The organism is Bradyrhizobium sp. SMVTL-02 (assembly GCF_051853005.1).
Lineage (GTDB): Bacteria > Pseudomonadota > Alphaproteobacteria > Rhizobiales > Xanthobacteraceae > Bradyrhizobium.
This window is the reverse complement of the sequence record NZ_CP182469.1, coordinates 1,522,232-1,548,349: the sequence shown is the minus strand read 5'-3', so window position 1 is coordinate 1,548,349 and position 26,118 is coordinate 1,522,232. Positions and strand designations below refer to the sequence as shown.

The 26,118-nt window shown below is 57.2% G+C and carries 20 protein-coding genes; 4 read left to right on the top strand and 16 right to left on the bottom strand.

Going from position 1 to position 26,118, the window contains the following annotated elements; genetic code table 11:
• Nucleotides 1–310: 310 nt before the first annotated feature.
• Together istB and istA are read right to left on the bottom strand one after the other, a co-directional pair.
• Entirely contained in the window at nucleotides 311–1,078 is a 768-nt protein-coding gene (gene istB / locus ACNJYB_RS07325) for an IS21-like element IS1631 family helper ATPase IstB (RefSeq protein ID WP_439371404.1), read from the bottom strand.
• Entirely contained in the window at nucleotides 1,056–2,837 is a 1,782-nt protein-coding gene (gene istA / locus ACNJYB_RS07320) for an IS21 family transposase (protein WP_439375470.1), read from the bottom strand. Before istA ends, istB begins: the two co-directional genes overlap by 23 nt.
• A gap of 110 nt (nucleotides 2,838–2,947) precedes the next feature.
• On the opposite strand from istA, the gene ACNJYB_RS07315 reads away from it, so the two are divergent.
• Entirely contained in the window at nucleotides 2,948–3,652 is a 705-nt protein-coding gene (locus ACNJYB_RS07315) for a transglycosylase domain-containing protein (RefSeq protein WP_439373337.1), read from the top strand.
• Between the two features lie 624 nt (nucleotides 3,653–4,276).
• Entirely contained in the window at nucleotides 4,277–4,522 is a 246-nt protein-coding gene (locus ACNJYB_RS07310) for a hypothetical protein (protein ID WP_439373336.1), read from the top strand.
• 136 nt (nucleotides 4,523–4,658) lie between these two features.
• On the opposite strand, the gene nifA is transcribed toward ACNJYB_RS07310, so the two are convergent.
• From nifA to ACNJYB_RS07260, 10 genes are all read right to left on the bottom strand, one after another.
• On the bottom strand, nucleotides 4,659–6,476 hold the full coding sequence (nifA, locus tag ACNJYB_RS07305; RefSeq protein WP_439373335.1) for a nif-specific transcriptional activator NifA: 1,818 nt from the start codon (nucleotides 6,474–6,476) through the stop codon (nucleotides 4,659–4,661).
• Between the two features lie 1,224 nt (nucleotides 6,477–7,700).
• Nucleotides 7,701–8,687, bottom strand: coding sequence for a nodulation protein NodZ (locus ACNJYB_RS07300; protein WP_439373334.1), 987 nt, complete (start codon nucleotides 8,685–8,687; stop codon nucleotides 7,701–7,703).
• Nucleotides 8,688–8,942: 255 nt separating this feature from the next.
• On the bottom strand, nucleotides 8,943–10,991 hold the full coding sequence (locus ACNJYB_RS07295) for a carbamoyltransferase family protein (RefSeq protein WP_439373333.1): 2,049 nt from the start codon (nucleotides 10,989–10,991) through the stop codon (nucleotides 8,943–8,945).
• 163 nt (nucleotides 10,992–11,154) lie between these two features.
• Nucleotides 11,155–11,943: an ABC transporter permease gene (locus ACNJYB_RS07290; RefSeq protein ID WP_439375491.1), complete on the bottom strand. Its 789-nt coding sequence runs from the start codon at nucleotides 11,941–11,943 to the stop codon at nucleotides 11,155–11,157.
• Nucleotides 11,943–12,857 (bottom strand): nodulation factor ABC transporter ATP-binding protein NodI, encoded by a 915-nt coding sequence (gene nodI / locus ACNJYB_RS07285; RefSeq protein WP_439373332.1) that lies wholly within the window; start codon nucleotides 12,855–12,857, stop codon nucleotides 11,943–11,945. The genes ACNJYB_RS07290 and nodI overlap by 1 nt, the downstream gene beginning before the upstream one ends.
• Nucleotides 12,845–14,563, bottom strand: a complete 1,719-nt coding sequence (nodU, locus tag ACNJYB_RS07280; RefSeq protein WP_439373331.1) for a nodulation protein NodU — start codon at nucleotides 14,561–14,563, stop codon at nucleotides 12,845–12,847. The genes nodI and nodU overlap by 13 nt, the downstream gene beginning before the upstream one ends.
• Before the next feature lie 13 nt (nucleotides 14,564–14,576).
• Nucleotides 14,577–15,206: a nodulation methyltransferase NodS gene (gene nodS, locus ACNJYB_RS07275; protein ID WP_439373330.1), complete on the bottom strand. Its 630-nt coding sequence runs from the start codon at nucleotides 15,204–15,206 to the stop codon at nucleotides 14,577–14,579.
• 13 nt (nucleotides 15,207–15,219) lie between these two features.
• A complete protein-coding gene (gene nodC / locus ACNJYB_RS07270) occupies nucleotides 15,220–16,584 on the bottom strand; it encodes a chitooligosaccharide synthase NodC (RefSeq protein ID WP_439373329.1) in 1,365 nt (454 codons plus the stop codon).
• A 15-nt stretch (nucleotides 16,585–16,599) separates the two neighbouring features.
• Nucleotides 16,600–17,208: a chitooligosaccharide deacetylase NodB gene (gene nodB, locus ACNJYB_RS07265; protein WP_439373328.1), complete on the bottom strand. Its 609-nt coding sequence runs from the start codon at nucleotides 17,206–17,208 to the stop codon at nucleotides 16,600–16,602.
• Nucleotides 17,209–17,249: 41 nt separating this feature from the next.
• The gene (locus ACNJYB_RS07260; RefSeq protein WP_439373327.1) at nucleotides 17,250–17,882 is read right to left on the bottom strand and encodes a NodA family N-acyltransferase; all 633 of its coding nucleotides are present in this window, start codon (nucleotides 17,880–17,882) and stop codon (nucleotides 17,250–17,252) included.
• A gap of 924 nt (nucleotides 17,883–18,806) precedes the next feature.
• Between ACNJYB_RS07260 and ACNJYB_RS07255 the strand changes: the two genes are divergently transcribed.
• Nucleotides 18,807–19,787 (top strand): LysR family transcriptional regulator, encoded by a 981-nt coding sequence (locus tag ACNJYB_RS07255; protein WP_439373326.1) that lies wholly within the window; start codon nucleotides 18,807–18,809, stop codon nucleotides 19,785–19,787.
• 114 nt (nucleotides 19,788–19,901) lie between these two features.
• On the opposite strand, the gene ACNJYB_RS07250 is transcribed toward ACNJYB_RS07255, so the two are convergent.
• The 3 genes from ACNJYB_RS07250 to ACNJYB_RS07240 all read right to left on the bottom strand — a co-directional run bounded on the left by ACNJYB_RS07250 (nucleotide 19,902) and on the right by ACNJYB_RS07240 (nucleotide 22,056).
• Nucleotides 19,902–21,011, bottom strand: coding sequence for a branched-chain amino acid ABC transporter substrate-binding protein (locus ACNJYB_RS07250; protein ID WP_439373325.1), 1,110 nt, complete (start codon nucleotides 21,009–21,011; stop codon nucleotides 19,902–19,904).
• 138 nt (nucleotides 21,012–21,149) lie between these two features.
• Entirely contained in the window at nucleotides 21,150–21,608 is a 459-nt protein-coding gene (locus ACNJYB_RS07245; protein ID WP_439373324.1) for a MerR family transcriptional regulator, read from the bottom strand.
• A gap of 229 nt (nucleotides 21,609–21,837) precedes the next feature.
• Nucleotides 21,838–22,056 (bottom strand): hypothetical protein, encoded by a 219-nt coding sequence (locus ACNJYB_RS07240; protein WP_439373322.1) that lies wholly within the window; start codon nucleotides 22,054–22,056, stop codon nucleotides 21,838–21,840.
• Between the two features lie 892 nt (nucleotides 22,057–22,948).
• On the opposite strand from ACNJYB_RS07240, the gene ACNJYB_RS07235 reads away from it, so the two are divergent.
• Nucleotides 22,949–23,848: a LysR family transcriptional regulator gene (locus tag ACNJYB_RS07235; RefSeq protein WP_439373321.1), complete on the top strand. Its 900-nt coding sequence runs from the start codon at nucleotides 22,949–22,951 to the stop codon at nucleotides 23,846–23,848.
• 135 nt (nucleotides 23,849–23,983) lie between these two features.
• Here the strand turns inward: ACNJYB_RS07235 and metC are convergent, their stop codons facing one another.
• A complete protein-coding gene (gene metC, locus ACNJYB_RS07230) occupies nucleotides 23,984–25,228 on the bottom strand; it encodes a cystathionine beta-lyase (protein WP_439373320.1) in 1,245 nt (414 codons plus the stop codon).
• Nucleotides 25,229–26,118: the final 890 nt, after the last annotated feature.

Below are 26,118 nucleotides of genomic sequence, written 5' to 3'. Positions count from 1 at the left end.
CCACGTGATTCAGATTCCACCTCCCGAGGGGCCCGCCATCCGACAATGCTTGTCCGATTGCAAACCGCCTTCCGACTCGACTCTACTGTCCTGCGCAAGGGAGTTGCGGGAATTATACCACCGATACTCGAAGCTTGTTGACGGCATCTCGTTCGGCCGGTGGCAGCGCTGGCTCCTTCTCGAACCTGCTTCCGAAGTCCTGACGCTCGCTTTCGGCGGATTGCTCCTTTTGTTCCCCGCGGGTCACTTCAAATTCCTCCGGGTATGGTCAGTCAAATTCCTCCACCCGCGAGGCAGGACATGGTGATTGTTAGTTTGCCTTTGTTTTCCGGGCAAGAGTTTCAGCGGCCTCTTTGAGCCGATAGCTGCGTCCGTCGAACTCAAGCAGATGGCAATGATGCATCAGGCGATCGAGGATCGTCGTGCTCATGGTGTTGTCCCCCAGGTATGTCCCCCAGTCCTGCACGACGCGATTGGAGGTAACGATGACGCTGCGGCGCAGTTTGTAGCGCTGATGGATCAGGGTCTGCAGCAATGCGCCGGCGTCGTCAGGGATGGCGCGTGCGAGGAACAGATCGTCCAGCACGAGGAGATCGCAGTCGATGATGGTTCGCAGCCGGACCTCGCGTTGTGCCGGGGAGTTCATGGCGTAGCGGTGGAAGAAGTCGTCGGTCTCAAGATACTGGACCTTGTGGCTTTGCAGGATCGCCTGATAGGCAATCGCCTTGGCGATGTAGGACTTCCCGGTGCCAGGTTTGCCGACAAGCAGCGCGTTTTCGCCGGCGGCAATGAACGCCAGGGTGTGGAGCTGGAAGCAAGTCTGGCGCGGCAATCTGGGATTGAAGGTCCAGTCGAACTCGGCGAGCGTCAGTTTTTCGTCGAGCCCGGATTGCTGGTATCGTCGCTCGATAAGGCGGGACTGACGACGGTCCAGTTCGTCCTGCAGGATCAGGGAGAAGGTCTCGAGGAATGGCTGGTTGGCGCCCTGCGCCTGCAGCACGCGCGTCTGCAGCGTGTCGCGAACGCCCGACAGGCGCAGCTGTCGCAGGCAACGCTCAATTTCCGGCATGGTCATCATGTGGTTTGGTCTCCAGTGTGAGGTGAGAAGCCGCGGGAGCGCTCGTGGCGCCGGAGCTGGCCGGGGTTGCGCAGGCGCCACGAGCGCGGGTTGCAGGGGTGCGGTCGCCGTGAGCCTCGGCCTGCCGGCCATTGTCGCCGGCATCGTGCCGCACGGCACGGCTGAAGAGATCGCCGTATTCGGCTGGAGCGCGGATCAGCGGATGATCCTGGGTGAGCGACGATGCCGGCTGTGGCGTCGCTCCAACCTGCGCGATCGCCTGTTCGAACAACCGCTCGACGGTCGCACGCACGTGCTTGTAGCGGTAGATGCGGTTCTCGACGGCGTGCGCGCAGGCTTGCTCGACCAGCCGTGCCGGATACTTCCGGCCCAGCCCGACAATGCCCCACATCGCGCGCTGTCCGGGGCGCCCCTCGGTGTCGAACACTTGCTGGCACAGCGCCCTGGTCTGCGGCCCGATGCGCTCGGCGCTCGCCAGCAGCACGGCGGTTTGCCGCGACGGATTGAACGGCCGTTCGCTGGTCGGCAGGACGACAGAACCGGAGTGCGTCATCCGGGGATGAACACGCAGCAGCGCATGGGTGTGGCGATCACGGATCTCGATCGTGGAGGCGTAGATCCGCACCACGACCTGACTGCCGATGGGCGCAGGCCGCGCGGCGTAATAGCTGCTATCAACACGCACGGTGGTATCGTCGCAGACGGTCCGAACGACCTCGGTGAAGATGCGGAAGGCAGCCACTGGCAACGGCCGCAGGTGTGGCTTCTCCTCCTGGAACATCGCCTCGACCTGACGACGCGTGCTGCCGTGGATGCGCTTGGAGGCCCAATTCTCCTCCCAGTGCCTCAAGAACTCGTTCTGGGCTTCCAGTGTCTCGAAGCGCCGTCCGGCCAGCGCGGTGCCCTGGGTATGTTGAATCGCACTCTCGACGCATCCTTTCCGATTGGGATCGGCCACACGCGCGGGATCGGCGACCACGGCGTAATGAGCCAGCATCGCGCTGTAAATCGGGTTGAGCTCGGGCTCGTACAAATCCGGCTTGAGGACGCCTTCCTTCAGATTGTCGAGCACGACATAGCTGGGGACCCCGCCAAAATACCGGAACGCCTCTTCGTGGAGCTGCGCCCAGACGTGTTGGCTGGACTTCCAGACCACCCGCCGGAAGCTGCGCCGCGAGTAGCGCAGCGTCATCACGAACAGGCGGGGACGGCGGTACCGGCCGCTCCTGGGATCAATCGTCAGAGCGCCCTCGCCATAGTCGACCTGGGCCTCCTCGCCGGGCAGGAACTCAAGTCGATCAAACTGCTCGGGATCGCTGTGTCGCAACGTGCGCACAAACCGCTTGACGCTCTGGTAGCTGGACGGAAAGCCAAAATGATCGACAAGGTCCTGGTAAATCGCCTGCGCATTCCGCTTCAGGCGGACCTGTTCTTCGATCCACGTCCGATGCGGTTCGCAAGCCGAACGGGCCAGGCTGCTGGTGACCGTCGCTCCTGATGCCCCAGAAGCCGGTGGTCGGGGTGGAGGAATTTGGCCGTCCACGCTCACCGGGCCGGTGGTCGCTTCCCCGGGGGAATTTGCCTCCGCACCGGCCCGCAGCGCCCGGTAACGCCGGATCGTCTTGCGATCGATCCCCGTCAGCCTGTGGATCTCGCGCTGGCTGGCGTTGCGATCGAGTAGCGTAAATACCGTGCTTTGCAGGTGTGGCTTCAAGACGTTCAACTCCCCGGCCCCTTGCTGGCTAAAGGGACCGAAAATAAACGTCCTGCCTGACCGGCTACCGCTGTTCAGCGGCGCTGACGGTGAACATCAGGTGGGGGAGTTTCAAGTGACCATACCCGGGGGATTTTGACCGACCCACGGGGGTGTTGGCGCTTGCGATTTCGACTACTCGCACCCGCTCTCAAGAGGAGTGCCTGAAGGCAGCCGATATCACGGCTTGTTTTCTAGGCCAGTTGACCGATGCGAGGGTTGGCGGGGGGATTGGCCATGGCGTGCCGATCCCTCTTGGGGATTTTCCCGACGTGCTAATCAAGGCTACGCTCGCAACCGAGGACCGCCATTTTTATGACCACGTCGGGATCGATATCCCACGAGCTCTCCACGCACTGCTGGTAGGAGCGCAGAACGGCGGTCGCTACCAGGATGATGGTTCCTCGATAAGCCAGCAACTCGCCCGGACTTTGCTTTTGAATGCCGGGCGCGGCATTGAACACCCCATCAAACAGGCATTTCTTGCGGTTTGGCTAGAATGGAATCTGACTAAAGATGAAATTCTGAGACTTTATCTAAACTGTGTTGATATGGGCGGCGGCATTCTCGGCGTTGATGGTGCGGCGCGTTTCTACTTCAATAAGCCTGCCGGCGATATGACTTTCGCTGAAGCTGCGACGCTGGTCGGCCTGATCAACGCGCCGACCGCTAGCATCGACCGGACGGCCGCGCAGGCTCGCGCTAATACGGTACTGGACAACCTGGTCGAAGTCGGATTCATGACTGAAGACCAAGTGCTCGAAGCACGGCAAAACGTGGCCAGAGTGGTCCTGAGAGGTAAGGAAACTCGGCCGAATTAGATGTGCAGCTCAGAATCGTTACAGATTTTCCCAGAGGGCGAACAGACAAGCGGTCGTTCCATCGCAAGATCCACTTGAGTATTGCAAAGATTCACCCGAGCTCATTCCGAAGGTGAAGTCTGGTGGTACTCGATCGTTCTCGTTGTCGGCTGTTGTTAGGAGGCGCTAAATTAGGTACCTAATCCGCCAACGATGTCGCCGTTCGAACTTTCGAGGCTGCGCGTGTGTGTGTGTGTACGCAAACTTACTTCGCTAACAAACGCAGCCGCGCCCGGGCAAAGATCCTCAGGCCTTCTCGACCTCTCTCCCGCTGAACCCGTTATAAAGCTGCCGAGCGCTCGGCCCGCACAAGCTACCGGCGCCTCGCGAAAAGGGGCGCCACGCCTGTCTTGGACGCATCAATTTCACTCTTAGAATACTAAAATACCGAATTACATGAATACAAAAGCTCCAATTAGTCATCATGGCTTCAACAATCGCATGTATAGGCTCCGATCAACGCATCGACATGCGTAACATGAGCTGAATGACTGCGGCTATCTGAGCATTCAAGCGTCAGCTTCCGACCTCCCAATTCTGCAGCAGCACGCCTGCTGAAAGGATCTTTTGCTGGAGTTTCCATTCATGGATCAAACTTCTTCACAACAGAAGCAAACATTGGATGCTCTGGTGAGCGTGGCATTTGAGAAGTCATGGCGTTTCGTAGAAAAAGACCCATTCCTGACCCATAATGGGGAGGCATTGCTGCGCGCTCGGCTGCGCGTCCACCTCGAACGTTCATTGAAAACTGGCGAGAAAAATGTACTCCATCTGGCCAACAACGCCATCTGGAATTTGCGTACAGAACTTGGACGGCAGCCCGAACTATAATGGACTATAGTGAAGTCTGCCGTAGGCGCCGCCTGCCGCCCTAGGGAGCTCTCGACGATAAGCGTTGATCACTGCATGACCTGCGCGCTAACGCGAGAGCCGCCACACTCGCACCTTGACCAGGTTCAGCACCCACTCACAGGCGCTTGATTTCGATACAATATTTCCTCAGCGCGTAGCCGATTTGGCGCGGCGTAAGTCCGAGTAGGCGCGCCGCCTTTGCCTGCACCCAGCCAGTTTTCTCCATGGCAGCAATGAGGCGCTCGCGATCCGTCAGCTTCCCACCGCTCACGATAGCACCATCGACTGGTTCGGCCGCGACAGGCGGGCTCAGAGCCGCAACCGGCCCTGCTGCGTCGGGTATTGGCGTAGCTGTTTTGGCGGATAGCTCGTTGATCAGCGCGGCTCGCGGCTTCGCTTCATCTAATCCGCTCTTCCACAGCAGGGCGGAAAGGCATTGACCATGGCAGCAAGCAAAATCGTTCCTGACAATGAAGGGTCCCGGCGCCAGCGTAGCCGTCCGCTGCACGCAGTTCTCGAGTTCACGCACATTCCCGGGAAATCCGCAATTCATCAGCACGTCTACGGCACTCGGATCGAACGTTAATGTCCGACTGTTCTCGCAGTTGAAATTCTTGAGAAACTCAGCGGCGAGCAGCGGAATATCGCTGCGCCTTTCGCGCAAGGGAGGCAGCATCAACGGAACTACGCTGATACGATAATAGAGATCAGCGCGAAACTCGTTCTTTGTGACCGCCCCTTCCAGGTCCTTGTTGGTTGCAGCAATCACACGGACGTCAACTTTCATCGTGTGGCCGCTACCCACCCGCTCGAACTCTTGCTCCTGAAGAACCCGCAACAACTTCGCCTGAAACGAGCCTGAGATCTCGCCAATCTCGTCCAGAAACAGGGTTCCCTTGTCGGCAAGTTCGAAGCGCCCTTTGCGCGAATTAAGGGCGCCGGTAAAGGCCCCTTTTTCATGACCGAACAATTCGGATTCCAGCACCGTTTCGGGCAGCGCCGCGCAGTTCATTTTGATGAACGGGCGTTTTGCTCGTGGGGATAGCTCGTGAATTGCCTTGGCTACCAGCTCCTTGCCGGTACCTGATTCACCACGCAGCAGAACCGTAGCATTCGACTTGGCCACCACCGCGATCTTGTCGAGCAGCCCGCGCAGCGCCGGACTGGTACCGATAATACCATCGATGTGAACCTTTTTACGCTCTCGCGCTGGCTGCTTGAATTCGAGCAGCTCCTTCTGCCACCGATAGCTCTCAGCCATGAGGCGCTTGCGATCGCGCGCGACCAAGCGGTGCAGCTTCACAGCCTGTCCGATCAGGTTGGCGATCATGGTGAGTAGCCTGACATCGGAATCGAGAGGGAACATCGAGTCCAGGTCGGGCACACGCTCAATGGATAGGGTGCCAACGACCTTTCCATCGATGCTTATAGGAACTCCAATGAACGACAATCGCATGTGATCGGACGCGCCGAGCACATCCAGGTCAGCTGCGCTAAAGGCGGGGTGCTTGGTGATGTCTTCAGCGACAAACGGCATACCCGTCGCCACAATCTCCTCAATCGCCATTTGGGGCAGGCGCATGCGGTAGCGCTCATCGCTTCCTTCGCTCCAACCAGCGCCAACCGCAATTTCGGGCACGTCGTCGTCCGCTAGGAGGGACACGACGCCATGCCGCATCTGCAACGACGACTGCAGCAAATCAATCACGCTTGCCAGTGCGACTTCAAGTCGCGAAGGGCTAGCGAGCATGTTCGATATTTCGAACACTCCTCTGAGCGCAATTTCGTTCACCGGCAAGACCACGGGATGGTTCGATCCGTCTTCCGGGCCGTGCCATTCGCATTCGGACTCACTCTGCACCTTAACAAGGTCGACGCCGCCCTTGCTCTCTTTGGTTGCGGTCAGTTCGCACTTCGAAACATCGTCTTGCATCTAACTCTCGATCTCGCGCCTACCCTAACGGCGGCAGGAGATAGCACTTTTTCATGGCACGATGATAAATAAGAGGCTCTCATCCGCTTCACGCTCCTTCAAATCATCGCGCGAGAACTCAGTTGGCATACGATCGGCGTCGATCCAGCAAAGTAGAGCAGCAATTTCTCTCATGCCCGCGCATGCAGCCACATATGCGCTACGTCACGAATAGAGATATTGCGTTGTTTCGTCGTAACTAGAGGACAAGATCAGCTTTCCCCTCATGGAAGCACCATCTTCGGGCTGTAACCTTCTGCAGATGCGCCGCACCCTGCATACACTCACGCCCCCAAGAAGTAGATGCCGCCCTCGATGTCCAACAAGTAACGCAAGATGGCATCTTCGTCTGATATGTCGACATATGAACGAACCTCAGCTTTCGCCCTGTCGCATTTACTCACGCCAAGATGAGTGCAGGATTTGGACCAATAGGATGCGGAGAAAGCTGACATGATTGCGACGCAATGTCGCGCCCGCGTACAGCTTCGGATTTACCGACATCTGACACGTGCCATTGCGGACAGCAGCAGGCGCGATGTATCCGCTTCTTGCTCGAGAGGTCACATCCTGGACAGGTGCTCCACCAACTCCGCAAAATCGAGCTCGCTTGTCGGAAATGCTCCAAAACATGCGAAGGCGGACAATTTGTTTGCGTGGCGACGAGCATCACGTCCGCTGGAGCGCACTTTGGGTCGAGCCTTTCGTTCACGCTCAGAAAAAGACGCTGCAATCTTTCGCCGCGGTGTTCTGAGGGATGTTGCGGTCGGCGTTCTTGCAATACCTTCTCTTGGTCCAAAGCGGGCCCCGCCTGCCGGTAGCCCGTGGACATCGAGAATGCCAGCTTACATGTAAGCACGCACATCAGCGCCAACGGCGTAATTGTCTTGGCGCGCTTCGCTCCGGTCAGGAATCAGACGTGGCAGCCTTCCACGTCCGATTTATCAGCTAGCTATCCCACAGACGACACAAAATGAGAAAACTTCGCTTTGGGTTTCGCAACTTTTTGACTTTGGAGGAGATGATCTAGAGACGCGCTCCAGGGCTCCTTGGCCCTTCACCAACGAGCTCATTTGTCGACGTAAAGATGTAGGTGTTCCGATAGAAGAGCCGACACGGCTCTGCGGGAAAACACTTCACCGAAGGAGCCATCGTCGTAGGATCGGCGAGAATGTCCTATGCGGTTTAGGAGACCGGGTGATCCTTGTGCGGCTCGTCAATCAGGATTAAGCGGGTCGGATCATTCAAATCGAACTCGATAATGCGCGGAACAACAAGCCGAGCATAGCGGGTAAAAGCGCTGGTCGGCGGAAAGCGAATCACGGTGTCGCATCGCCCCAGAAGGTACATCTCGATGAGAGCCGACGATCCGCCGTCCGCTCCCAGTTCGGCACTGTGTAACGGGCCTGCTTGATCGGCCTGGAAGCGTTTTGAGATCGTAAAGACCTCCGGGAACATAGCCGAGACCTGATCCCGGACCTTCTGGCTGTCTGTGCACAAAAAGACCCTCGTAGGCTTTCCATGGGGCAATGCTTTGGCCGTTTGGATGGCAGTGCTTACCTGCTGCAAGGCGAGCTCTGGATCGGCCCAGTAGGGCCTGTGCCCCATGATGTCCTCGCCGTTTCCGTGCCGAACATGAACGCCGATTATGCTGCGACCCTCAAAGTGCTCGTGATGTATCGCGTCGATCCGAGCTTGAATTTCAGATCGCAGTTTGATGCTACGGAATATTTGTCGCTCGGCCTCCTGATCGCAAGCCCACATCAAACAAGCATCACACACCACGGTATTGGCGTGAGTATCATCTTTGGCCTCGAAAAGCTGCCTCAGCTCGTCGCGTTCTCGGAATATCTGTTCATCCGGTCGATAAACGCAATCGATGGATGGTCGATTCCACCAGGTTGGAAAAAACGGTCCGGGAAGAGATAGAGAGTTGACCTGATCGTCGCAGATCACGCGTACGCCGGCGATGTCGTGAATTTGTTCGAAAAAGACCCGAAAGGCATTGGTAAAGGGTTGATCGAGATAGCAAGAGCCGCGCCAATCGATAACCAGTGTACGTCCTGTCCGCTTGGCGTACTGCCAGGCTGCCGCGAGCGACCACAGGCAGTCGCCGAGACCAGTACGTCGTCGAGAAATGACGAACCTTTCCTTCGTAACCCCAACAAGCATTTCACTTTCCTCGTCGCGACGGACCGGATTAATCAGCAGGCCGCGTAAACTTTAGGCTTCAACCCCATTGTTTCGCGGACCGGCAATACCTTCAAAGCTGCTTAGGCCGAGTGGCAATCCGCTCGCATGCTATGGTATTTGGCAGAGCGTATGTCGGTCGGGTCCTCCCGCCTGGGAGGTGTATCGCCGAACTACGCTCTCCTTTTGAGCCCTGAAAGCTTAAATTGCGAGATTGTCCAACTATGTTGAGCCCGCTTAAGCTTGCTCTGTCATCTGATCGGACTCACTCTTCAAGTGAGTGGCGCGTGAGGGAGGATGTAGGCGGACCCGGCGTTGCTCCCACAGGCCTCTCAGTTCTTCGACGAGAGTTTCGCGCTCGGCGTGGTCCATCATCATAGAATCGAAGAGGTCCCGGAGGACGGACTCGCCTTTGATCCGCATCAGCAGATCGAACAACACTGCTGAGATACGCACAGTCCCGCCGCCAGAGAACGCCGTGCGGATCTCGCATACTGTCTCTTGCCGATCTCGTGCTGTATGAGAGCGGACGCGATACAGGGATACATAAGGCGGCAATGAAACCGCGAGCGAAGTCCAGTCCTCAAGCGTTACCGCCCGCTTTTTGACTAGAAACGGACCGACTACAAGGGCGTCGAGCTCAGTGGTCAGAAATGTGGCGACGGCGTCTGCAACCGAATCTACGATCGGTTCGGCATTATTGTTGAACGAGGTGTTGAGCAGAACTGGAATTCCCGTCCGCTTCTTGAACTCATCGATAAGGCCCCAGTAGGTCGGATTTGACTTGCGGGACACTGTTTGCAGCCGTGCAGTGCCATCAACATGCGTAATGGCGCCCAGCATGTCGCGCTTGGACTCACGCACACGAACTACGAAGTTCATGAATGGAAATTCTCTCGCACTCGCCGGGAGATCGAAGTATTCTGGTGCATCTTCCTCCAACACGGAAGGCGCAAATGGCCGATAGCCCTCGCGCTTCTTGACCATCGCGTTGATGCGGTCCTTGTTAGCTGCAGGTCTGGGATCGGCGAGAATACTGCGGTTACCCAGAGCGCGTGGTCCGAACTCCGATCGACCCTGCACCCAGCCAATTACCGCGCCGTTTGCCATCCAATCGGCCGCTCTGCCCGCTACGTCATCACTGCGCTCAATGTGGAGGTGCCCGGCCCACGCACTCAGCTCCTGTTCCACAGCAGGCTCGCTACCGAGATCAGGTCCCCAATAGACATCCTGGAGCCGCTCACGCGGCGCGGGCCGACCACCCTCATGAGAGGCCATCAATGCGCCGCCTAGTGCGCAACCGGCATCGTGGGACGCCGGCTGCACGAAAATATCGTCGAAGAGCCCTGAATACAGTAGCTTACCATTCACGGTGCAGTTGTGGGCCACTCCGCCAGCCAGGCACAGCCGCTTCATGCCTGTGGCTTCTCGATAGTGTCGAAGTACATGGAACACGATCCGTTCAAGCGCTTCCTGCAATGAAGCGCTGACATCCCGATGCTGTTGCGTGAAGGGCATTCCTTTTCGTCGGACCTGAATATTGCGGACCAACGCTGGACCGATGCGATCTAGGTAGAGCCGGTAGCCCCCGTTCTCAGAGAGTTCGTAGAACTGCTCAAATAGCTTGCGATAGGGCGCGGGATCACCGTAAGGGGCAAGGCCCATGACCTTGTACTCATCGAACAAGCTATAGCCGAGATACCGGATCGTCTCGAGATAGAACAAGCCCAATGAGTTGCTCTCCGGAAATCTCTCGAGAACGTTGACTTCAGTTCCGGACCCGATGGCCACGAGACCAGAAAGAAAATCACCACCGCCATCAATTGCAAGTACCAGACTTTGCTCAAATCCAGACATTGCGAATGCGCTAACAGCGTGTGCCTCATGGTGACTTACGAATGAGATGCGCGATGGATCAACTTCGGTGCCGAACTCTTGCCCCAGCATCATCTTCAATAAGAGCCTGGCATCCATAGGAATAGCGTCGGACGGCTGCGAAACAAACAGGCGCTCCAGCATAGCGTTGCAGTACGCTTCGGTCGCATAGAATGCGATTCGATCGATGTCCTTTAGTTGAACACCTGCAACTTCGAGGCAGTATTGGATAGAGTGGCTTGGAAATTTATTAGAATGTTTGACCCGATTGAGTCGCTCTTCTTCGACGGCTGCGATCACACGTCCGTCGCGCACGAGTACGGCGGCGCCGTCGTGCAGAAATGTGCTTGGAAGCTCGGGCCGATATTCATAGACCCTATCTAGTCCGCCGCTCACGCCGAGACACAGCATCACACTCTCCGTTTATTGTAAGAAGGCTCAATTGGCCCTAGCAGCCACACAGTCGCTCTCTCCTGCATGCGCCAGCCGACATGAACAGCCTGAGAGAGATGCCAGCTTGCCGGATCTCCAAAGTTCGGGCTCTCGGGTTCATCAGATTTGCCACTGCCGCCGGTCAGCGCATGAGGCGCCGGAGAAGCAACGCAACCGACAGCAAGAACGGGACCACCGCATAAATGCAGAGTGCGCCAATATGGATCCCGACTTCGCCGAAGGGCCGGCCAAGCATCGCCGGACGAATGAGCTCAATCGAATGCTGCAGGGGCAACATGCTTGCTGCGATCTGAAAGGCGGCGGGCAACTGAGAGATCGGGAACACCGCGCCGCAAAGGAACACCATGGGTGTAAGGACAAGCGTCTGGTAAAACACGAAATAATCGTAGCTTGGCGCGAGCGATACGATGACCATCGCCAAACTTGCGAAGACGACCCCGGTGAGAGCGATTGCGGGAAGCGCATAGAGCATGGATGGCCATGCCGCATAACCCAGTCCCGCGGCAACGATTGTAATTCCCGCGCCAGCCAGCAAAGCCTTGCTGGCTGCCCATGCCACCTCACCGAGCAGGATGTCGCCGAGCGTAAGCTGTGTGCACAGCATTGCCTCCCAGGTCCGCTGAGTGTGCATACGAGCGAACGTGGCGTAAATAGTCTCAAAGCTCGCAGAGGTCATCGCACTGGTCGCAACCATACCTCCCACCAGGAAATCGATATATGAAGTCTCGTTCACCCGACCGACGATTAGTCCGAGGCCAAAGCCAAGACCAAGTAGATTTGTCATGGGGTCGGCGAGGTTGCCAAGGAGCGATGCAAGTGCAACTTTCCTCCATGCCAAATAGTTGCGACGCCACACTGCGATCCAGTTAACCGCATTGGCGGGCATGGCCGCGCTATAAGTCGTTCTCATCATAGCTCTATCTCGCGTCCGGTAAGTCGCAAGAACACATCCTCGAGATTGGGTGGACGCTCCAGAAGGCGCAAACCCGCACGCCCCCGCAATTGCCTCCGCACCTGCTCCAGATCTTGTGCATAGACAAAAATGGTCTCGCCGCTCTGTTCAATGCGCTGTGCGTAAGGCCTGATCAGCTCAATGGATTCCTGCGGATTGCGGCCATAGATCTCCATGACGTCGCAGCCAATCTGCTCGTTGATTAGCGCGTGAGGCTCGCCCTCGGCTATCTTGCGGCCTTCTTCAAGCACGCACAGCCTGTCGCACAACCGCTCAGCCTCTTCCATAAAGTGGGTCGTGAGCAGGATCGTCTTGCCACGAGCAAGTAGCGATCGTAGTCGTTCCCAGATCAAATGGCGGGCATGCGGATCGAGCCCGGTCGTCGGCTCGTCCATAACGAGCAGTTGCGGATCGTTGATCAGCGCGCGTGCCAGCACCAGCCGCCGCTTCATGCCGCCGGATAACTCAGAAACGCGCGTATCAGCCTTGATCTCTAGGCGAGCAAATTCGAGCAGTGATGGAATAACCGCCTCGATTTCACGCGCACTCAAGCCGAAATAGCGCCCGAATACCAGTAAGTTCTCGCGTACGGTGAACTCGTTCTCAAGATTGTCAAACTGCGGGGCCACGCCCACGCCTGCCCGTGCCAGGCGAGCCTCTACCGGGACTTGCTTTCCAAGCACAGCAATCTTGCCAGAGTCCGGCGGCACCATGCCGAGGATCATACGCACGATTGTGCTTTTGCCCGCGCCGTTCGGTCCAAGCAGACCGAAGCACTCTCCCGCCGCAACACTGAACGTTAGCCCGTTGACAACGACTTTGCCGCGGTAGGATTTGTTTACAGCGGCAAAGTCGATCGCTACGCTCGACATGCGTCCATCTCAGCTGGTCGATCAGACAACGCTTTTGTTGCTGGCGTTTTGCTCCAGAGCAGGCCGTCGCACCAGATGTGTTCGACGCGTCCCCATTCGCAGGCGGCTGCGACATCGGGGAAGAAGCCACGTCCATGGTGATTGGCGCTTGTATTGCAAAGCAGCGGGATGCCTGTGAGTTTTTCATATTCAATGAGCAACTCAGCAACCTTATGCTCGGATGTTCTGCCGATCGTCTGCAATCGTGCAGATCCGTCAAGGTGCACAACGGCTGGTATTTTATCTCGCCATTCTGGCCGCGTCTGATGATCGAAGAGCATATAAGGGTCGGGTGTTCCAGGATCGAAAATGTCCGGCGCCCGGTCTTCCAGGCATATCGGGGCAACCGGGCGGAAGTGTTCGCGAAATTTGATGTCGTTGAGATAGTCCTTCATTGCTGGCGACGTCGCCGCTGCAAGAATGCTCCTGCCACCCAAGGCGCGCGGTCCGAGCTCGGCGCGACCGGCCAGGAACACCACGGGCTTATTGCTTGCAAGCAGCGCGGCAAGCTCGCTTATGCTGCAAGGCGCGGCGCCCCATTCCGCGGAGGCATCGCCGCTGGTGAGAAACGGGCCGCTATAGACCGACCATTCCAACGGCACGAAACCCTTGTCCGCCACCATTGCCGAACAAGCGGCCCCGATTGCTGAGCCACTGTCATTCGGAAATGGCGGTACCCATACAGCTTCGAACAAGCCGGTCGCGCGTAACGCACTGTTCCATTTGATGTTAAGGCCACAACCACCCGCTATGCATAGATTGCGCGGTCCTGGGATATTCGAATGCCGCAGCAGAGCAAGGCCCATTTCGCTCACGAGCAGACGCTCAAGGAAAACATGAAACGATGCAAGAATGTTTTCGGCTTGCTTTCCGTCTAATCGAAGGGCGCTTTCTGCGAAGTAGTCGTGCGTAGCGGCAAGTGACGCCTCGGCGTCATTTATGTTTGCACGGAAACGACGAGCAGCCTCCGTGTTTGCCGCAAAGTGCTGCTCATAGCCGTCCTTAAACACCCTTACGATGTCTTCATCGAGCGCCCCCAGGCCGATATAGGCCATCAGTTTGCCCGCAACGCCAAGGTCCCAGTTGTTCCGGTTCGGTTGCTGGTATGGCCCGAAGTGGTGGCCCGCAACAGCATAGGCATGCCCTATCATCGGGAACAAGCATTCTAGGAAGCGACCGCCACTGGGATCTACATAATAGAGGCGCGGAAAGATGCAGCCGTCCCACACGAGGCAGAAGGCAGGTTCTCCCGCTTTCGCAAACGGGCTCGTGCAGTATGCGGAGGCAACATGGCCTGTGACGTGTGAATAGCTTCTGTAAGAGAAACTTTTCCCGTTGAGCACAAGGCCCAATCGCTCGTCTGCAGAGAGGAGTCCCTCTGGACGTTCAACATACGGCGCACCTTTGAGCGTGAGCGGTTCGGACCCACTCAAGACCTGGAATTCCGATTCGGTTTCGCCGTCCCAGCCGTCGATCACGAACTGATCAATGTCGCGGGGATCCAGCCCGTGCTCCGCCAAAGCCAGAACAACTGCGTCGAGATTCTCGATGGCTTGATATCGCCGATTGTTTTCGCGTTTCTCCTGCTCGATGCAAAAGACCAGGCGTCCATCCTCTACAAGAGCGACGGACCCGTCATGCGTCAGCTTGATGCCACAGATGCGCATAGTTCCTCAATGCTTAAGATGGATTCTTGAGTAGAAGGGAGGATGGAGCCGAATTCCGAAAACGAGCGAGCAAGCAGTCTTCGCTAGCCGATTCACCTTGGCATTGCACCCGTTCGACCTCGACCAATGTTTCGCTCAACATTGCGATGATCGTCTCCGCACCGGCAGCATGCCCCCAGCCTCGGCAGGTGGCATCACGCGCTGATCCGAAAACCAAATGACCATCAGGCGCGAGCATACTCACCAGATTACTGACAGCCGTGCGCATCTCGGCGACATCGCGGAGATAGTAGAGCACTTCCGCCACCACGATCAAATCGAACCGCTCTGCTCTCGAGAACTGCTCAATGTCGGACACGATCCATGTGATGTGCGACCATTGCTTCGTCCGAAGGCTCGCCCGGTCGATCGCCCGCGGCACGACGTCGACGACTGTCAGTCGCTCGCAGTGGGGCGCCAGCTTTTCCGTGAACGCTCCAGCCGCGCATCCCACTTCGAGCGCATTCATGACAAAACCGTCGGCAAGCGAAAGCCGCAACATTTGCGCGTGACGCTCTCGCTCGAACGGATTGCCGTCCAATTGCCACGGATCCCCCGCGGCCAATTCCCGCTCTAACAATTGATAATTCTCATCCAGGTTCATGGCCAGTCGCTCCTCAGTCTGCGCGATCACTCGCCGCGGCTAGTGCGGCCGCATCCCCACCAGAAGAGCGACGCAAATCGTCGCGGTTGCGAATCGCCGCTACAGGTCCCGAACGTCGGGTGACGTCTAGTTGGGGCTTTTGGCTCTGCTTGAGCGGCTGCTCCCCACTAGCTACAGGTGACTTGGCCGAATTTCGCGAGAGCCAATCGCTGTTGCTTAAGGTACACAAGGCATATGCCTTTACCGGAAGGAGCAGAAAGATATTGATGGGGGTATGCAGTGCAAACGCGAGAAACCGCAATTGGCGAGCACGAAATGCCGCTACGCCGCATCGGACCATCGTCATTGCTGCGATCATCACACATGTCCACCATGGCACTGTGCCCGTGAGTGCGAGTTGCGCGATGCCCGTTACAACCGAAAGCGCCAGAAGGAGGGGGCCGACGTTTTGCCCGATAACATCTAATGTCAGGTATGAATCGAGACCCGGCAGAAGCCGCAACGCCAGCAGCGTGTCTCGGAAAGTGCTCCGGGCCCAGCGCAGCTGCTGGCGCAGATACGGGCCTAACCTATCCGGAACGACTGTCGCGGCGTAGGCGTCAGGAACGTACTCCGTTCGAAATCCCGCCTTCAACATGAGAATCGTGAGATGCCGATCCTCACCGAAATCGCTTGGCTTTCCTCTAAAGTATTGCGCCTCGTACTGATCCAGCAACAGAGCGAGCGCGGATCGTCGGTACATGGCACATGGTCCGCAGCAGCACATGACCGCGCCGAAACGCGCTTGAGCTGCGCGCTCTTCGTTGCACGCCAGCCAGTACTCCATGTCGATCAAGGAAGTTAACCAAGTGGCATTCCGGTTGCTCGCTGTTAACTGGCCCATGGCAGCACCGACCTCGGTGTCTTGCATTTTCAGTGCAAGCCTTCCGACCATATCGGCCGCGAGTATTGTGTCCGAATCGACATTGAGCACAAGATCTCCGGATGAGCAGCGAATTGCGGCAATCTGCGCTTTCCGCTTTCCGACATTCTTTTGCAGGAGAATGAAATTGAACCTTGAGTCACGCGCAAAGTCTTGATGAACGTATGCCACATCCTCGCGATTCGACGAGCCGTCATCAACCACATAGACGCGGAGCTGCCCAGCGTAATCTTGGCTTGCGATCGACGCTAGACATGCCGACAGCGTCTGCGGGTCTTCGTTGAAGCATGGCACGATCACATCCACGCTCGGCATCGCTTCAGGGGGACTCGCATGTGTCGGCATCGACGGCGCGTGTGCCGGTGAGGCATGGAATGCCTGCACGGTCTTGTAGACCGCGGAGAGCAGCGCATAAGACGAGACGACAACAGTGCTGGTTGTGGCAAGCAGGGTCATAGGACTCAATTTTGTTCAGTGAAGTTTGGGAAGCGGACAGATCGCAAATCCACGATCACGCAAGGCGGGAATAAGTCGGTAGAGCGCCTTCACGGTCTGACTGCGTAGACCAGCATGATTGTCCCCTCCCAACTCATCGGGAGGGCATCCATCGTGCAGCAGCACAATCGCGCCAGGTCGGACAGCTGCCAGTACTGCGTCGACGATCGCATCGACGCCGGGGCAGGACCAATCGCGGGGGTCTACCGACCAGTGCAGAGCGGCAAGTCCGGCCTTCGCCGAGATCGCGAGCACTTCTTCGGTCCAAATGCCATATGGCGCACGCACGCGTCGCACCATTGCCTGCGGACACGCGCATCTGATAACCCTACTCGCCGTTTGTATTTCATGTAGCACTTGGTCTGGTTCGCATCTGGATAGATCCGGATGCGTCATCGTGTGGTTTGCCACCTCGTGCCCCTCCGCGATCATCCGTCGGATTAGCCTAGGCTCATTCGCCGCATACGTGCCAAGGACGCAGAAGGTGGCCGGCGCGCGATATTCCGCCAGCACATCGAGAATTTCGGGCGTGCAATATGGATTCGGCCCATCGTCAAACGTCAAATGGACGCTACGGGTATCCATGGCGTGCCTGGTCTGCGCTTCGAAGGCGCAATTGGCGTCTTTCACAGCTCTGGCCCGTTACGCTCGATGATTGTACCGGGCGGCCACTCGCTCATCGGCCGCGCTATAGGGAATACGACGAGGAGTGCGTCATCGACACGAGTGGGCGGCAAGTTGGGATAGATATCCGGAAGAGTGGACCGCACGCGAACGCCCGGAACGATCGTCGCCAAGCCCGGGCGGCCGAGCATTCTTGAGATATGCTCTTTGAGTTCATGTCGAACCGTACCGAAGCCGAATGGAACGCCAAGCTGCTGCAGCACGGGATACATCACGCGCATGGAATGGGAGATTCCGATCCCCTCGAGGTCCGGACGCACTGCGTATAATCCGAGTTCAGCCACCAGCAGATCGACTTCGCCGACCTTGATATACCGGCGCAGCCCGCCGATATGAGCCGCCACGCCGCGTTCATCGTAGCCGATCACACGGAGCTCAGGTCTGGCGCCAGCCCAGCTTCGATCGCCTTCAAAGGGTTTTGCATTAAACGCCCCTGTCGGCCCGTAGGCATTACGCAAGAACTGGGATATCTCGACGTGGTCGGCGAGCTCCAAGTCATTTTCCCAACACGTCCTCCACTTGACCTGAGGGCGCATGAAAGATTCTCCTGCTTCTTGCAGCGTTCGAGCACGCATCAGCCTAGCCCCGAGCAACGTAACGATGCTCGTTCCATGGTGGCGTCCGCGATTGTGGCTGATGTTGACTTGTTGACGGCGTTTGGGCGCTGCGGCGAGCGGGCGTTTCTTGTAAACTCCCGATCCTGTGTATGCCGCAGCTAACTGATGCCGTCCTCTCTTTCAGGCGAGTAGCGGTCGGGGCTGTTACAACAATTGGTTCATGTACTGCTCTGCATCTCATTTGCTTGCCATTGCGCCTAAACGTCCATTCTGCGCGACGGCCCTGCGGTACACGCAAGCTATCGAAGAACCATGCATGTACCCAATCATATCGGGGTAGACGCCTTCCATAGAAGCGTATGTAGAGATTATACGTTGGTTTAAACCGCGCTCCGGCACGCGCTATTGAGCAGCACGCGGTTGCAACGAAACGCGACCGTGATGTAGAACTCCCCTCGCTACGAATTGTGCTCCGAAGGTGCGGCCACTGTGCTGCACCAGACGTCACGCTTCCCAGCTTGCACAGCGAAAATGCTGCTTGCCTGTAAAGAAAACAGAACGGGACGATCTTAGCCGCGGCTTTATTCGCCCGGTTTAATATCTGGTACTGACCATGATGCACGCGGCGATTTTCGTGCCGTTCAACGATCTTCTTCGGGGCGCGATGGCTCGCTGCATGTGCGATCAGCCATCGTTCGCACGAGTGGTTAATGTTGGACGCGATGCAATGTTTTCGAATGCTACAATATGATGACAGGCGGCGCGCTAAGCTGCGCGCAGCGGACGAAACGCCGTCGCCACTCTTTGCGGTCTTCCGCGCCACGCTCTGCTTCTCCAAAACCTACCAAGTTCTCAAAGGCTGTCAGTTTCCTAACTGGCGTTGCACGGACTGGTAAAATCTATTGTTTGGATGAGAAACATCGACACTGCGGATAGGTAACAATGCGTTTTAGAGGCCTTGATCTAAATCTTCTCGTCGCGCTTGACGCTCTGATGACCGAGCGCAACCTGACGGCGGCCGCACGCAGCATCAACTTGAGTCAACCGGCCATGAGCGCGGCGGTCGGCCGGCTGCGCTCCTATTTTCGGGACGAGCTCTTTACGATGAGGGGGCGCGAGCTTATCCCAACCCCGCGTGCGGAAGCCCTCGCTGCTCCGACTCGGGAAGCTCTGCTCCACATCCAGTTCTCAATTATCTCTAGAAATACGTTTAAACCGACTGACTCGACCCGTCGCTTTAAAATCTGCGTGTCGGACTTTGCGACGATCGTACTACTCCGAAGCGTGGTGGAGCGTGTCGCGCGAGAAGCGCCCGGCATACGATTCGAGTTCATGCCTCACGCGGACCCGTTCGATCAACCGCTCGAACGCGCAGAAATCGACTTTCTTATCGTGCCGGAGGTGTACATGTCGGACACGCACCCCAAGGCGGTGCTCTTTGAGGAAACGGTGGTGTGCGTCGGTTGCCGTTCGAATAAGCAGCTGTCACGACAACTTACATTCGAGCGATACATGTCGATGGGGCACGTCGCCGTCAAATTCGGGCGCTCCCGAGTGCCCTCCATAGACGACTGGTACATGAAAGAGCACGGTCTGAAGAGACGGGTCGAGGTCGTCGTCCAGAGCTTTGGCATGATCCCGCATATGCTCGTGGGCACCAACCGAATAGCCACGATGCCTTTGACGCTTGTGAAGTACTTCGCAAAGACGATGCCACTGCGGATCAATAGACTTCCGCTACCGCTTCCTGGTTTTACGGAGGCAGTTCAGTGGCCTTTGGTCCACAACACCGATCCGGCGAGCATATGGATGCGCGAGGTTTTGTTACAAGAAGCCGCGCGACTAGCTCCTGCGCGTGCTGGTTCTAAGTGTTCCGTAGGCCATCCATCAGCTACAGACACGGCTTCAGATGCCTCAAAATGATGCCCGCCACCCGCCCGTTGGCTTCTCTGCGAAGTGACGTCGACGACAATGGCCAGTCGACACAGCTTCCGGGTGGACCGTTCCTCGATCTGACGACCTGTTAGACGGTCGATGCTACTCGACCATTTCAATCGTGTTGTCGCGCCAGCGATTGACCACGAAGCCGGGCGTTGCATTGTCGCCTTTTGCATCGAAACGAACTTGGCCGATCACAGTCTCAACCTCCTTCGACCGGAGGGCTTTCGCCACGCGCAGAGAGTTGAAAGACCCGCCGCGCTTCACAGCGTCGGCCCATACCTGCACGGCGGCATAAGCGTAAAGCGTGTAGCCCTCCACCGAGCGCTTTGATGCTTTCAAACGAGCTACGACGTCGGCCGCCTCGGGCCTTTTGGTGGCGTCGGGCATGAATGTGAAGAGCGTGCCGTTTGCGGCGCTGTTCGCAATCGCCCAAAACTCGCCGGTCATCACAGGATCATTAGCCATGACAGTTAGACCGGCTTGTGCGTCTGCCGCTTGCCGTACGATCAAGCCGATCTCTGCGTAGTAGCCACCGACATAGGCGATCTGAATTCCTTCTCTCTTCAGCCTCGACACCAGGGCCGTGTAATCCTTCTCGCCGGCCATATAGCTCTGTCGCATGAGGTCCCGCAGGCCGGCATCCTGAAGTCGAGATGCAACGATATCGGCGATGCCTTTTCCCGCGGTGCTCTTGTCATCAAGGATGGCAATCTTGCTGTTGGAAAAGTGCCGTAGGATATAGTCGGCGGCGACTACGCCTTGCTGGTCATCACGGCCGCAGATCCGAAAGACGGTCTTGAGGCCCCGCTCTGTCAACTGAGGATTAGTTGATCCAGGTGAAATCTGGATAATTGCCGCTTCGTCGTAAACATCGGAGGCGGGAATTGAGGAAGAGGAACAATAGTGGCCAACGACCAGCCTGACCTGGTCCGCCGCCAATCGATTCGCGACCGCGACGGCTTGCTTCGGGTCGCAGGCGTCATCGGCAATGATCAATCTGATCTTTGTATCGAGAAGAACTCCGGAAGAATTCAAATCATCCACGGCCGCACTGGCACCATAGCGCATCTGCTCACCAACCGCAGCGTTGCTGCCCGTCATGGGCCCGGCCACTGCAATATAGACATCGTCAGCGGAAGCGACCGATATCAATACAGAAGCAAGGACCGCAGCGCCGGCAACCGAACTCTTGCTAATGAATGCCATTTGACGTCCCTGACTATGGTTTCCTCTTAGGATCTGCCGTGGCCTCGAATATCTGCCCCGGTCGATATGACCCGTCGCACAGAACGTCGCCACCCCCAAGCGACCATCCGCGAAGCTCAATCGTTCTTTCCTACCCGCCTATCGATCAGCATCATCCGGGGCACGCGCACGCCGGCGGGCCTGTCCGCAGCCTTCCTGCGACATCGCGTCCAGGCGAGCAGGTAATTCCTCCACACTCACGTCCGATTCGGCGTTCTTCGTGATGTTACGCAAACGATCGCGCAACTTGGTTGCTCGCGCGACTTGAATCTCCGCTCGCTCCAATTGTTCACTCAGCAAGTTTGGAAGCGATGACCTGCCCTCCATCGCTTTCCGGATCTCTTGCAAAGAGAAGCCGAGCTCGCGAAGGGCCAGAATGTGATAAACCCTTCTGACGCTTTCACAGTCGTAAATCCGGTGACCACCGCCCGTGCGCTGCGACGCTCTGAGCAATCCGGTATGCTCATAATGGCGCAGGGCGCGCACCGTCACGCCGGTCGCCTCCGCAAGTTCACCGATGCGTCGCCACCGACGCCTGAGTACTGTAGGTCTGGTCATGTTTCTCTTTTTCAACCCTACAACCTAACGTCACGTGAGGTTCAAGGGGTTTCCACCAGCGGCAGCTCTTGTTGCCAACTTTCCGCCGGCAATATCGAACCTCGACTTTCGGAGGAGCGCCTAAGCAAGCTGAGTGACATGCAAGATTTAAGCAGCCACTCTGCGGCCATAGCGCCGGGAGAAAGCCGACACGGATGTATCGAAGAAGACGAATTCTACCGCAACTGGACTAAGCGGCTGACGCAATCGCCACCATCAACCTTTTTAGGAGAACCAATTGGGCTTCACCAGCGGCTGTGCGTCCAAGTACAAGCTTGGCAATCTCTGTTCGATTGACGGCCGTTCGCATACTTGCAGGTAGCGCCGCCACCGCTTCATCATAGATCTTTCCCAACAGTGAAAGGTCTTCTGGATCGAACACCCCACTTCGTACCTGCAAAACTTGCACCGTCTCTCCTATCGAACATCGCGCCGTCGGCTCGGCTCCTTGCAAAGGGTTGGGGCAAAAAGAAGACCAACTGCGGCGCGTCAGTCATCAGCATGTCGACGTGCCGCTCGATTAAGCAGCGAAGCGCACTGGCGTGATGAATGCGGGCAAACGCAATGTCGACTGGATTTTGACTGCGCAACCAATTCCGCGAACTGCTCGGACGCATGGCGAAATATTTCTGTTCCAGCTTGGACGGAGTCGCGCATTGTCGCGTGTTCTTCCAAAACTGTTTCGGTCCTTTTTTGACCTCGCTCACACCCCATGGGCAGCTCCTGGCGAACGAGCCGGAAGTCTGAGCCGAGCACCCGACGCGCTAAGGCAAGGCATTGTCGCTGCCTGAAACGCAAGGCTGCATACACGGGAATGGCCATTCCGCCCGATCTTATGTCGGCATCGTACCGCCGTTCAGGCTTTCGTCTCAACGCCAAGCACGGTCCGATCGGACCGAGCCATGCTTGGCTTGAGAAACAGACCATCCGCAAGTGTTCCGCTAGCAACATCGCATTACCGATTGCATTCGAGCTGAATGGTGCTAGTAGCGCACGCTGATTTGACTGCATTCGTGGATCGGTACCAACATCGTACCATGCTGCGACTCTTCAACATCATGCAGAAGGTGTGCGATCCACAATGGTAGCGAAAACCGCAAGAGCAGGATCAGCATGTAATACGACCGGTCAGAAATAGAGAACCGCTCCAAACGAGCGAAAACAGAATGGATTTTTTGACCCACAGCGCTGTCGAGGCAGGCCGTGCAGAGAGTGCCTTCGGACACGGGCTCAGGTGGAGAACTTCCGATAGTGCAGCGAATGAATTGAGCGATTAGAGTCTATTCGGATTTGGAATTCACATGGAGCTTCGGAAACTACGCGCGTTTGTGGAGGTCGTACGGCAGGGCGGGTTCTCCAAGGCCGGCAAGGTCGTATTCGCGACTCAGTCTACGGTCAGCAAGGCAGTTAAGCAGTTGGAGGACGAGATTGGTGTGCCCCTACTTGACCGGATTGGCCATCGCAGCAGACTGACCGCTGCCGGCGAAATTGTTTACCGCCATGCGATCAGGATTCTGACTGAACGAGACGATCTAGTTTCCGAACTCAACGCGCTGCGCGGCCTCAAATGCGGCATTCTCAAGCTCGGGTTGCCACCGGTTGGGAGTGGCATACTGTTCGCGAAGCTATTTGCGATCTTCCGCAAATGCTATCCAGGCGTCGAGATGCGTCTCGTGGAGTACGGAAGCGAGCGCCTGGAGGAGATTGTGCTAGCGGGCGAGATCGAACTTGCCGCCTCGCTTCTTCCCGTATCGGAAGCCTTTGAGTGGCAAGACGTCAAACGCGAGCCCCTTGCTGTTCTGCTACCGATTGACCACAAGCTTTCGCGGTGTCAATCCCTTGACCTTTCGAAATTGCGCGAGATGCCGGTCATTCTCTTCGAAACCGGGTTTGCATCGAACCGCGTGATTATGGACGCTTGCCGACGGCACGGTTTTGAACCGCGCGTCGTAGCGCGCAGCAGCCCGATTGATTTCGTCATCGAGCTTGCTGCGGCGGGCATGGGGGCCGCCTTTCTGCCGCGAATGATTGCTGAGCAACGCAGGCACCTTTCGCTCGCTTGGGTGCCGCTGCACGAAGCTGATACAGACTGGCACATTGCAATGATCTGGCGGCGCGATGCTTGTCTGTCGCCCGCCGCGAGGGCTTGGCTGGATCTGGTAGCCTGCGGGCGCGCCGAGGATCATTCCGTCAACGACTGAATTGCTATCGAACAATTCATTGCCGTCCTATCGTGCGCGACGCCCATTGCATCTCGTGTATCACGTATACCACGAGGGGCCGCTGAACGATCGTTAGCGCCACGGCCTCGGGCCGTCATGTTCAAGACCCGAAGACTAGCTGACTATTTGACATTCACTGACAAGCTCACTCGTTTCCGGTGGGACGCCGCCGTCAGCTGCAAGTTCGCAAGCGGCGTTCAATGCTCTACGCATGTCCGCGATCAGCTCGGTCGGACTTTCCATGCCCGCGTGTATGCGAAGCAGCGGTCCTGGAAACGGAAGCGAGCCTTCCATTCGTTTCGGCGGCTCGACGAGCAACGCGAGACTTTCATACCCGCCCCAGGACAGACCAATCCCGAACAGACGCAGGCTATTGAAGAGAACCGAAAGTTGCGGGCGCGACATAGGCTTCAGAACAATTCCAAAGAGCCCGCTGGCGCCCAGAAAATCTCTCTTCCAAATGACGTGGCCGGGATCGCTGGGAAGGGCCGGGTGCAACACCCTGTCGACGGCAGGATGAGTTTGCAGGTTCTGCGCCAGAGTAAGGCCATTTTCCCAATGCCGCTTCATACGCAGACCTAGAGTCCGAATTCCCCGGAGGGCGAGATAAATATCATCCGGTCCGCCAATTTCGCCGAAATGCTGCGCAGTTGACTTTAGCGCGTGCCATGCCGCTTCGTTCGCAGTGGCAACGCCAAGAAACGCATCGGAATGGCCAACGATATACTTCGTCGCAGCCTGGATCGAAATGTCGACCCCATGCTGGAACGGTCTGAAATACAGAGGTGTCGCCCACGTGTTGTCCATCATTACAAGTGCGTCCGACCGATGTGCGATCGCCGCGAGCGCCGGCACGTCTTGAACTTCGAACGTCATGGACGACGGCGATTCCAAATAGATGGCGCGTGTCTTTGCGTTGATTTTCGCGGCCAATTCTGACGGCTCGGTTGGACAGAAATACTCCGCGTTGATTTGCAGCCTCGCAAGAACATTGTCCGCGAAGGCTCTCACAGGCGCGTAGACGCCGTCGCTGATCAGAACCGAATCGCCGGCCTTCAGACACGCCAGCAGCGAGTGAGTACAAGCCGATTGCCCTGATGGGAAGAGAATCGAGCGATAACCGCCCTCTAACTTACAGATCGCGGTCTCGAGGGCACGCGACAGGGGCGTGCCGAAGCGACCGTAGCTGGGATGGTCTTTGTTCCGGATGTCCCATTCCTCTAAGGTCTCCGATACGATGGTAGATCCGCGGTAAATCGGCACATTCACCATCCCGGCATGTTCTGCCGGCGCACGACCGAGGCGACATAATAGGGTTTCGGTGTCTCTTACATCCTTTTCGTCCTCCAGATACTTCATGACAATTTCTTTTCCATCGCATTGCCCTTCCGCTCGCGCCATGTTGCCGGGCTGCGAGGCATCTCGCCTGCTTCGGCTGCATTGCTGGTGCAACAAGAATGCCAACCTCGAGCAATGCGACCGCGACCTCATTCGTGCATCCTTGTGAACGGTGATTTCCGGATTCAATGCGACTTTGACCTCGCTGACATTTGCCAGCGGGATGCTCCGCCGCAAGACTTGTGCGACGATTATTTATGGCTTGGCAATTCAGCTCACCGATATCGAGATCGGCTCTCGTTGTAGGGAGCGAGACATTCTCCGATCATGATCGAAACCTCTTGAAACGAACGTAAGGTCAAGTTGTAAACTACCAAAAGTGGGGAGGCATCGGGGCCTCCGATAGCTCGCGAACGAGGATTGTGAATGTCTCAAACGCAAATGTTTGCGCCGCGACCATCCGTCACGCCCCCCGATCAGCTCCAGCAAGACGCGCGCGAATACCTACGTGTGCCTGCTGGAGAGCAACCGCAATGGCCTTCCGTTCGAGGCATGACCAGGCCCCAGACGGACATTCTTGCGAGCAGCCATCGCCGAACAGGTCTGGCTGAAGTCTGTGCCGACAGCTTACCGCGCGGTATCGCCGAGATTTACGAACTCAGCCATGACTACTCGCGGCAGATAAACAGCCCCCGAGTTGGGCACCCTTCTCTGCTTGGTCATCAGAGAGCCCACATCCGACTGGTGCGCCGTTCGCAAAGCATGACCTACCCAACGCAAGTTGCGGTTTTGCTTTTGGTTTCACGCAACTGTTAGGATCGGTCTTTAAAAACGGGTTAAGCTCCGCGCCGGCCGGCTCTGGCGAGACATGGTCGGCCTGCTGACGCGCGCGCTCACGCGCAGGTACCAGA

What these genes read in the sequence shown, in the direction of transcription:
- nifA (WP_439373335.1), bottom strand. Translation starts at nt 6,476, where the DNA reads ATGCAAGACGATGTTTCGAAGTGCGAACTGACCGCAACCAAAGAGAGC.
- nodB (WP_439373328.1), bottom strand. Translation starts at nt 17,208, where the DNA reads ATGGATACCCGTAGCGTCCATTTGACGTTTGACGATGGGCCGAATCCA.
- istB (WP_439371404.1), bottom strand. Translation starts at nt 1,078, where the DNA reads ATGATGACCATGCCGGAAATTGAGCGTTGCCTGCGACAGCTGCGCCTG.
- ACNJYB_RS07300 (WP_439373334.1), bottom strand. Translation starts at nt 8,687, where the DNA reads ATGCTTGTTGGGGTTACGAAGGAAAGGTTCGTCATTTCTCGACGACGT.
- ACNJYB_RS07295 (WP_439373333.1), bottom strand. Translation starts at nt 10,991, where the DNA reads ATGCTGTGTCTCGGCGTGAGCGGCGGACTAGATAGGGTCTATGAATAT.
- ACNJYB_RS07310 (WP_439373336.1), top strand. Translation starts at nt 4,277, where the DNA reads ATGGATCAAACTTCTTCACAACAGAAGCAAACATTGGATGCTCTGGTG.
- ACNJYB_RS07255 (WP_439373326.1), top strand. Translation starts at nt 18,807, where the DNA reads ATGCGTTTTAGAGGCCTTGATCTAAATCTTCTCGTCGCGCTTGACGCT.
- ACNJYB_RS07290 (WP_439375491.1), bottom strand. Translation starts at nt 11,943, where the DNA reads ATGAGAACGACTTATAGCGCGGCCATGCCCGCCAATGCGGTTAACTGG.
- nodC (WP_439373329.1), bottom strand. Translation starts at nt 16,584, where the DNA reads ATGACCCTGCTTGCCACAACCAGCACTGTTGTCGTCTCGTCTTATGCG.
- ACNJYB_RS07260 (WP_439373327.1), bottom strand. Translation starts at nt 17,882, where the DNA reads ATGCGTGCTCGAACGCTGCAAGAAGCAGGAGAATCTTTCATGCGCCCT.
- nodI (WP_439373332.1), bottom strand. Translation starts at nt 12,857, where the DNA reads ATGTCGAGCGTAGCGATCGACTTTGCCGCTGTAAACAAATCCTACCGC.
- ACNJYB_RS07245 (WP_439373324.1), bottom strand. Translation starts at nt 21,608, where the DNA reads ATGACCAGACCTACAGTACTCAGGCGTCGGTGGCGACGCATCGGTGAA.
- metC (WP_439373320.1), bottom strand. Translation starts at nt 25,228, where the DNA reads ATGAAGTATCTGGAGGACGAAAAGGATGTAAGAGACACCGAAACCCTA.
- ACNJYB_RS07250 (WP_439373325.1), bottom strand. Translation starts at nt 21,011, where the DNA reads ATGGCATTCATTAGCAAGAGTTCGGTTGCCGGCGCTGCGGTCCTTGCT.
- ACNJYB_RS07235 (WP_439373321.1), top strand. Translation starts at nt 22,949, where the DNA reads ATGGAGCTTCGGAAACTACGCGCGTTTGTGGAGGTCGTACGGCAGGGC.
- nodS (WP_439373330.1), bottom strand. Translation starts at nt 15,206, where the DNA reads ATGAACCTGGATGAGAATTATCAATTGTTAGAGCGGGAATTGGCCGCG.
- nodU (WP_439373331.1), bottom strand. Translation starts at nt 14,563, where the DNA reads ATGCGCATCTGTGGCATCAAGCTGACGCATGACGGGTCCGTCGCTCTT.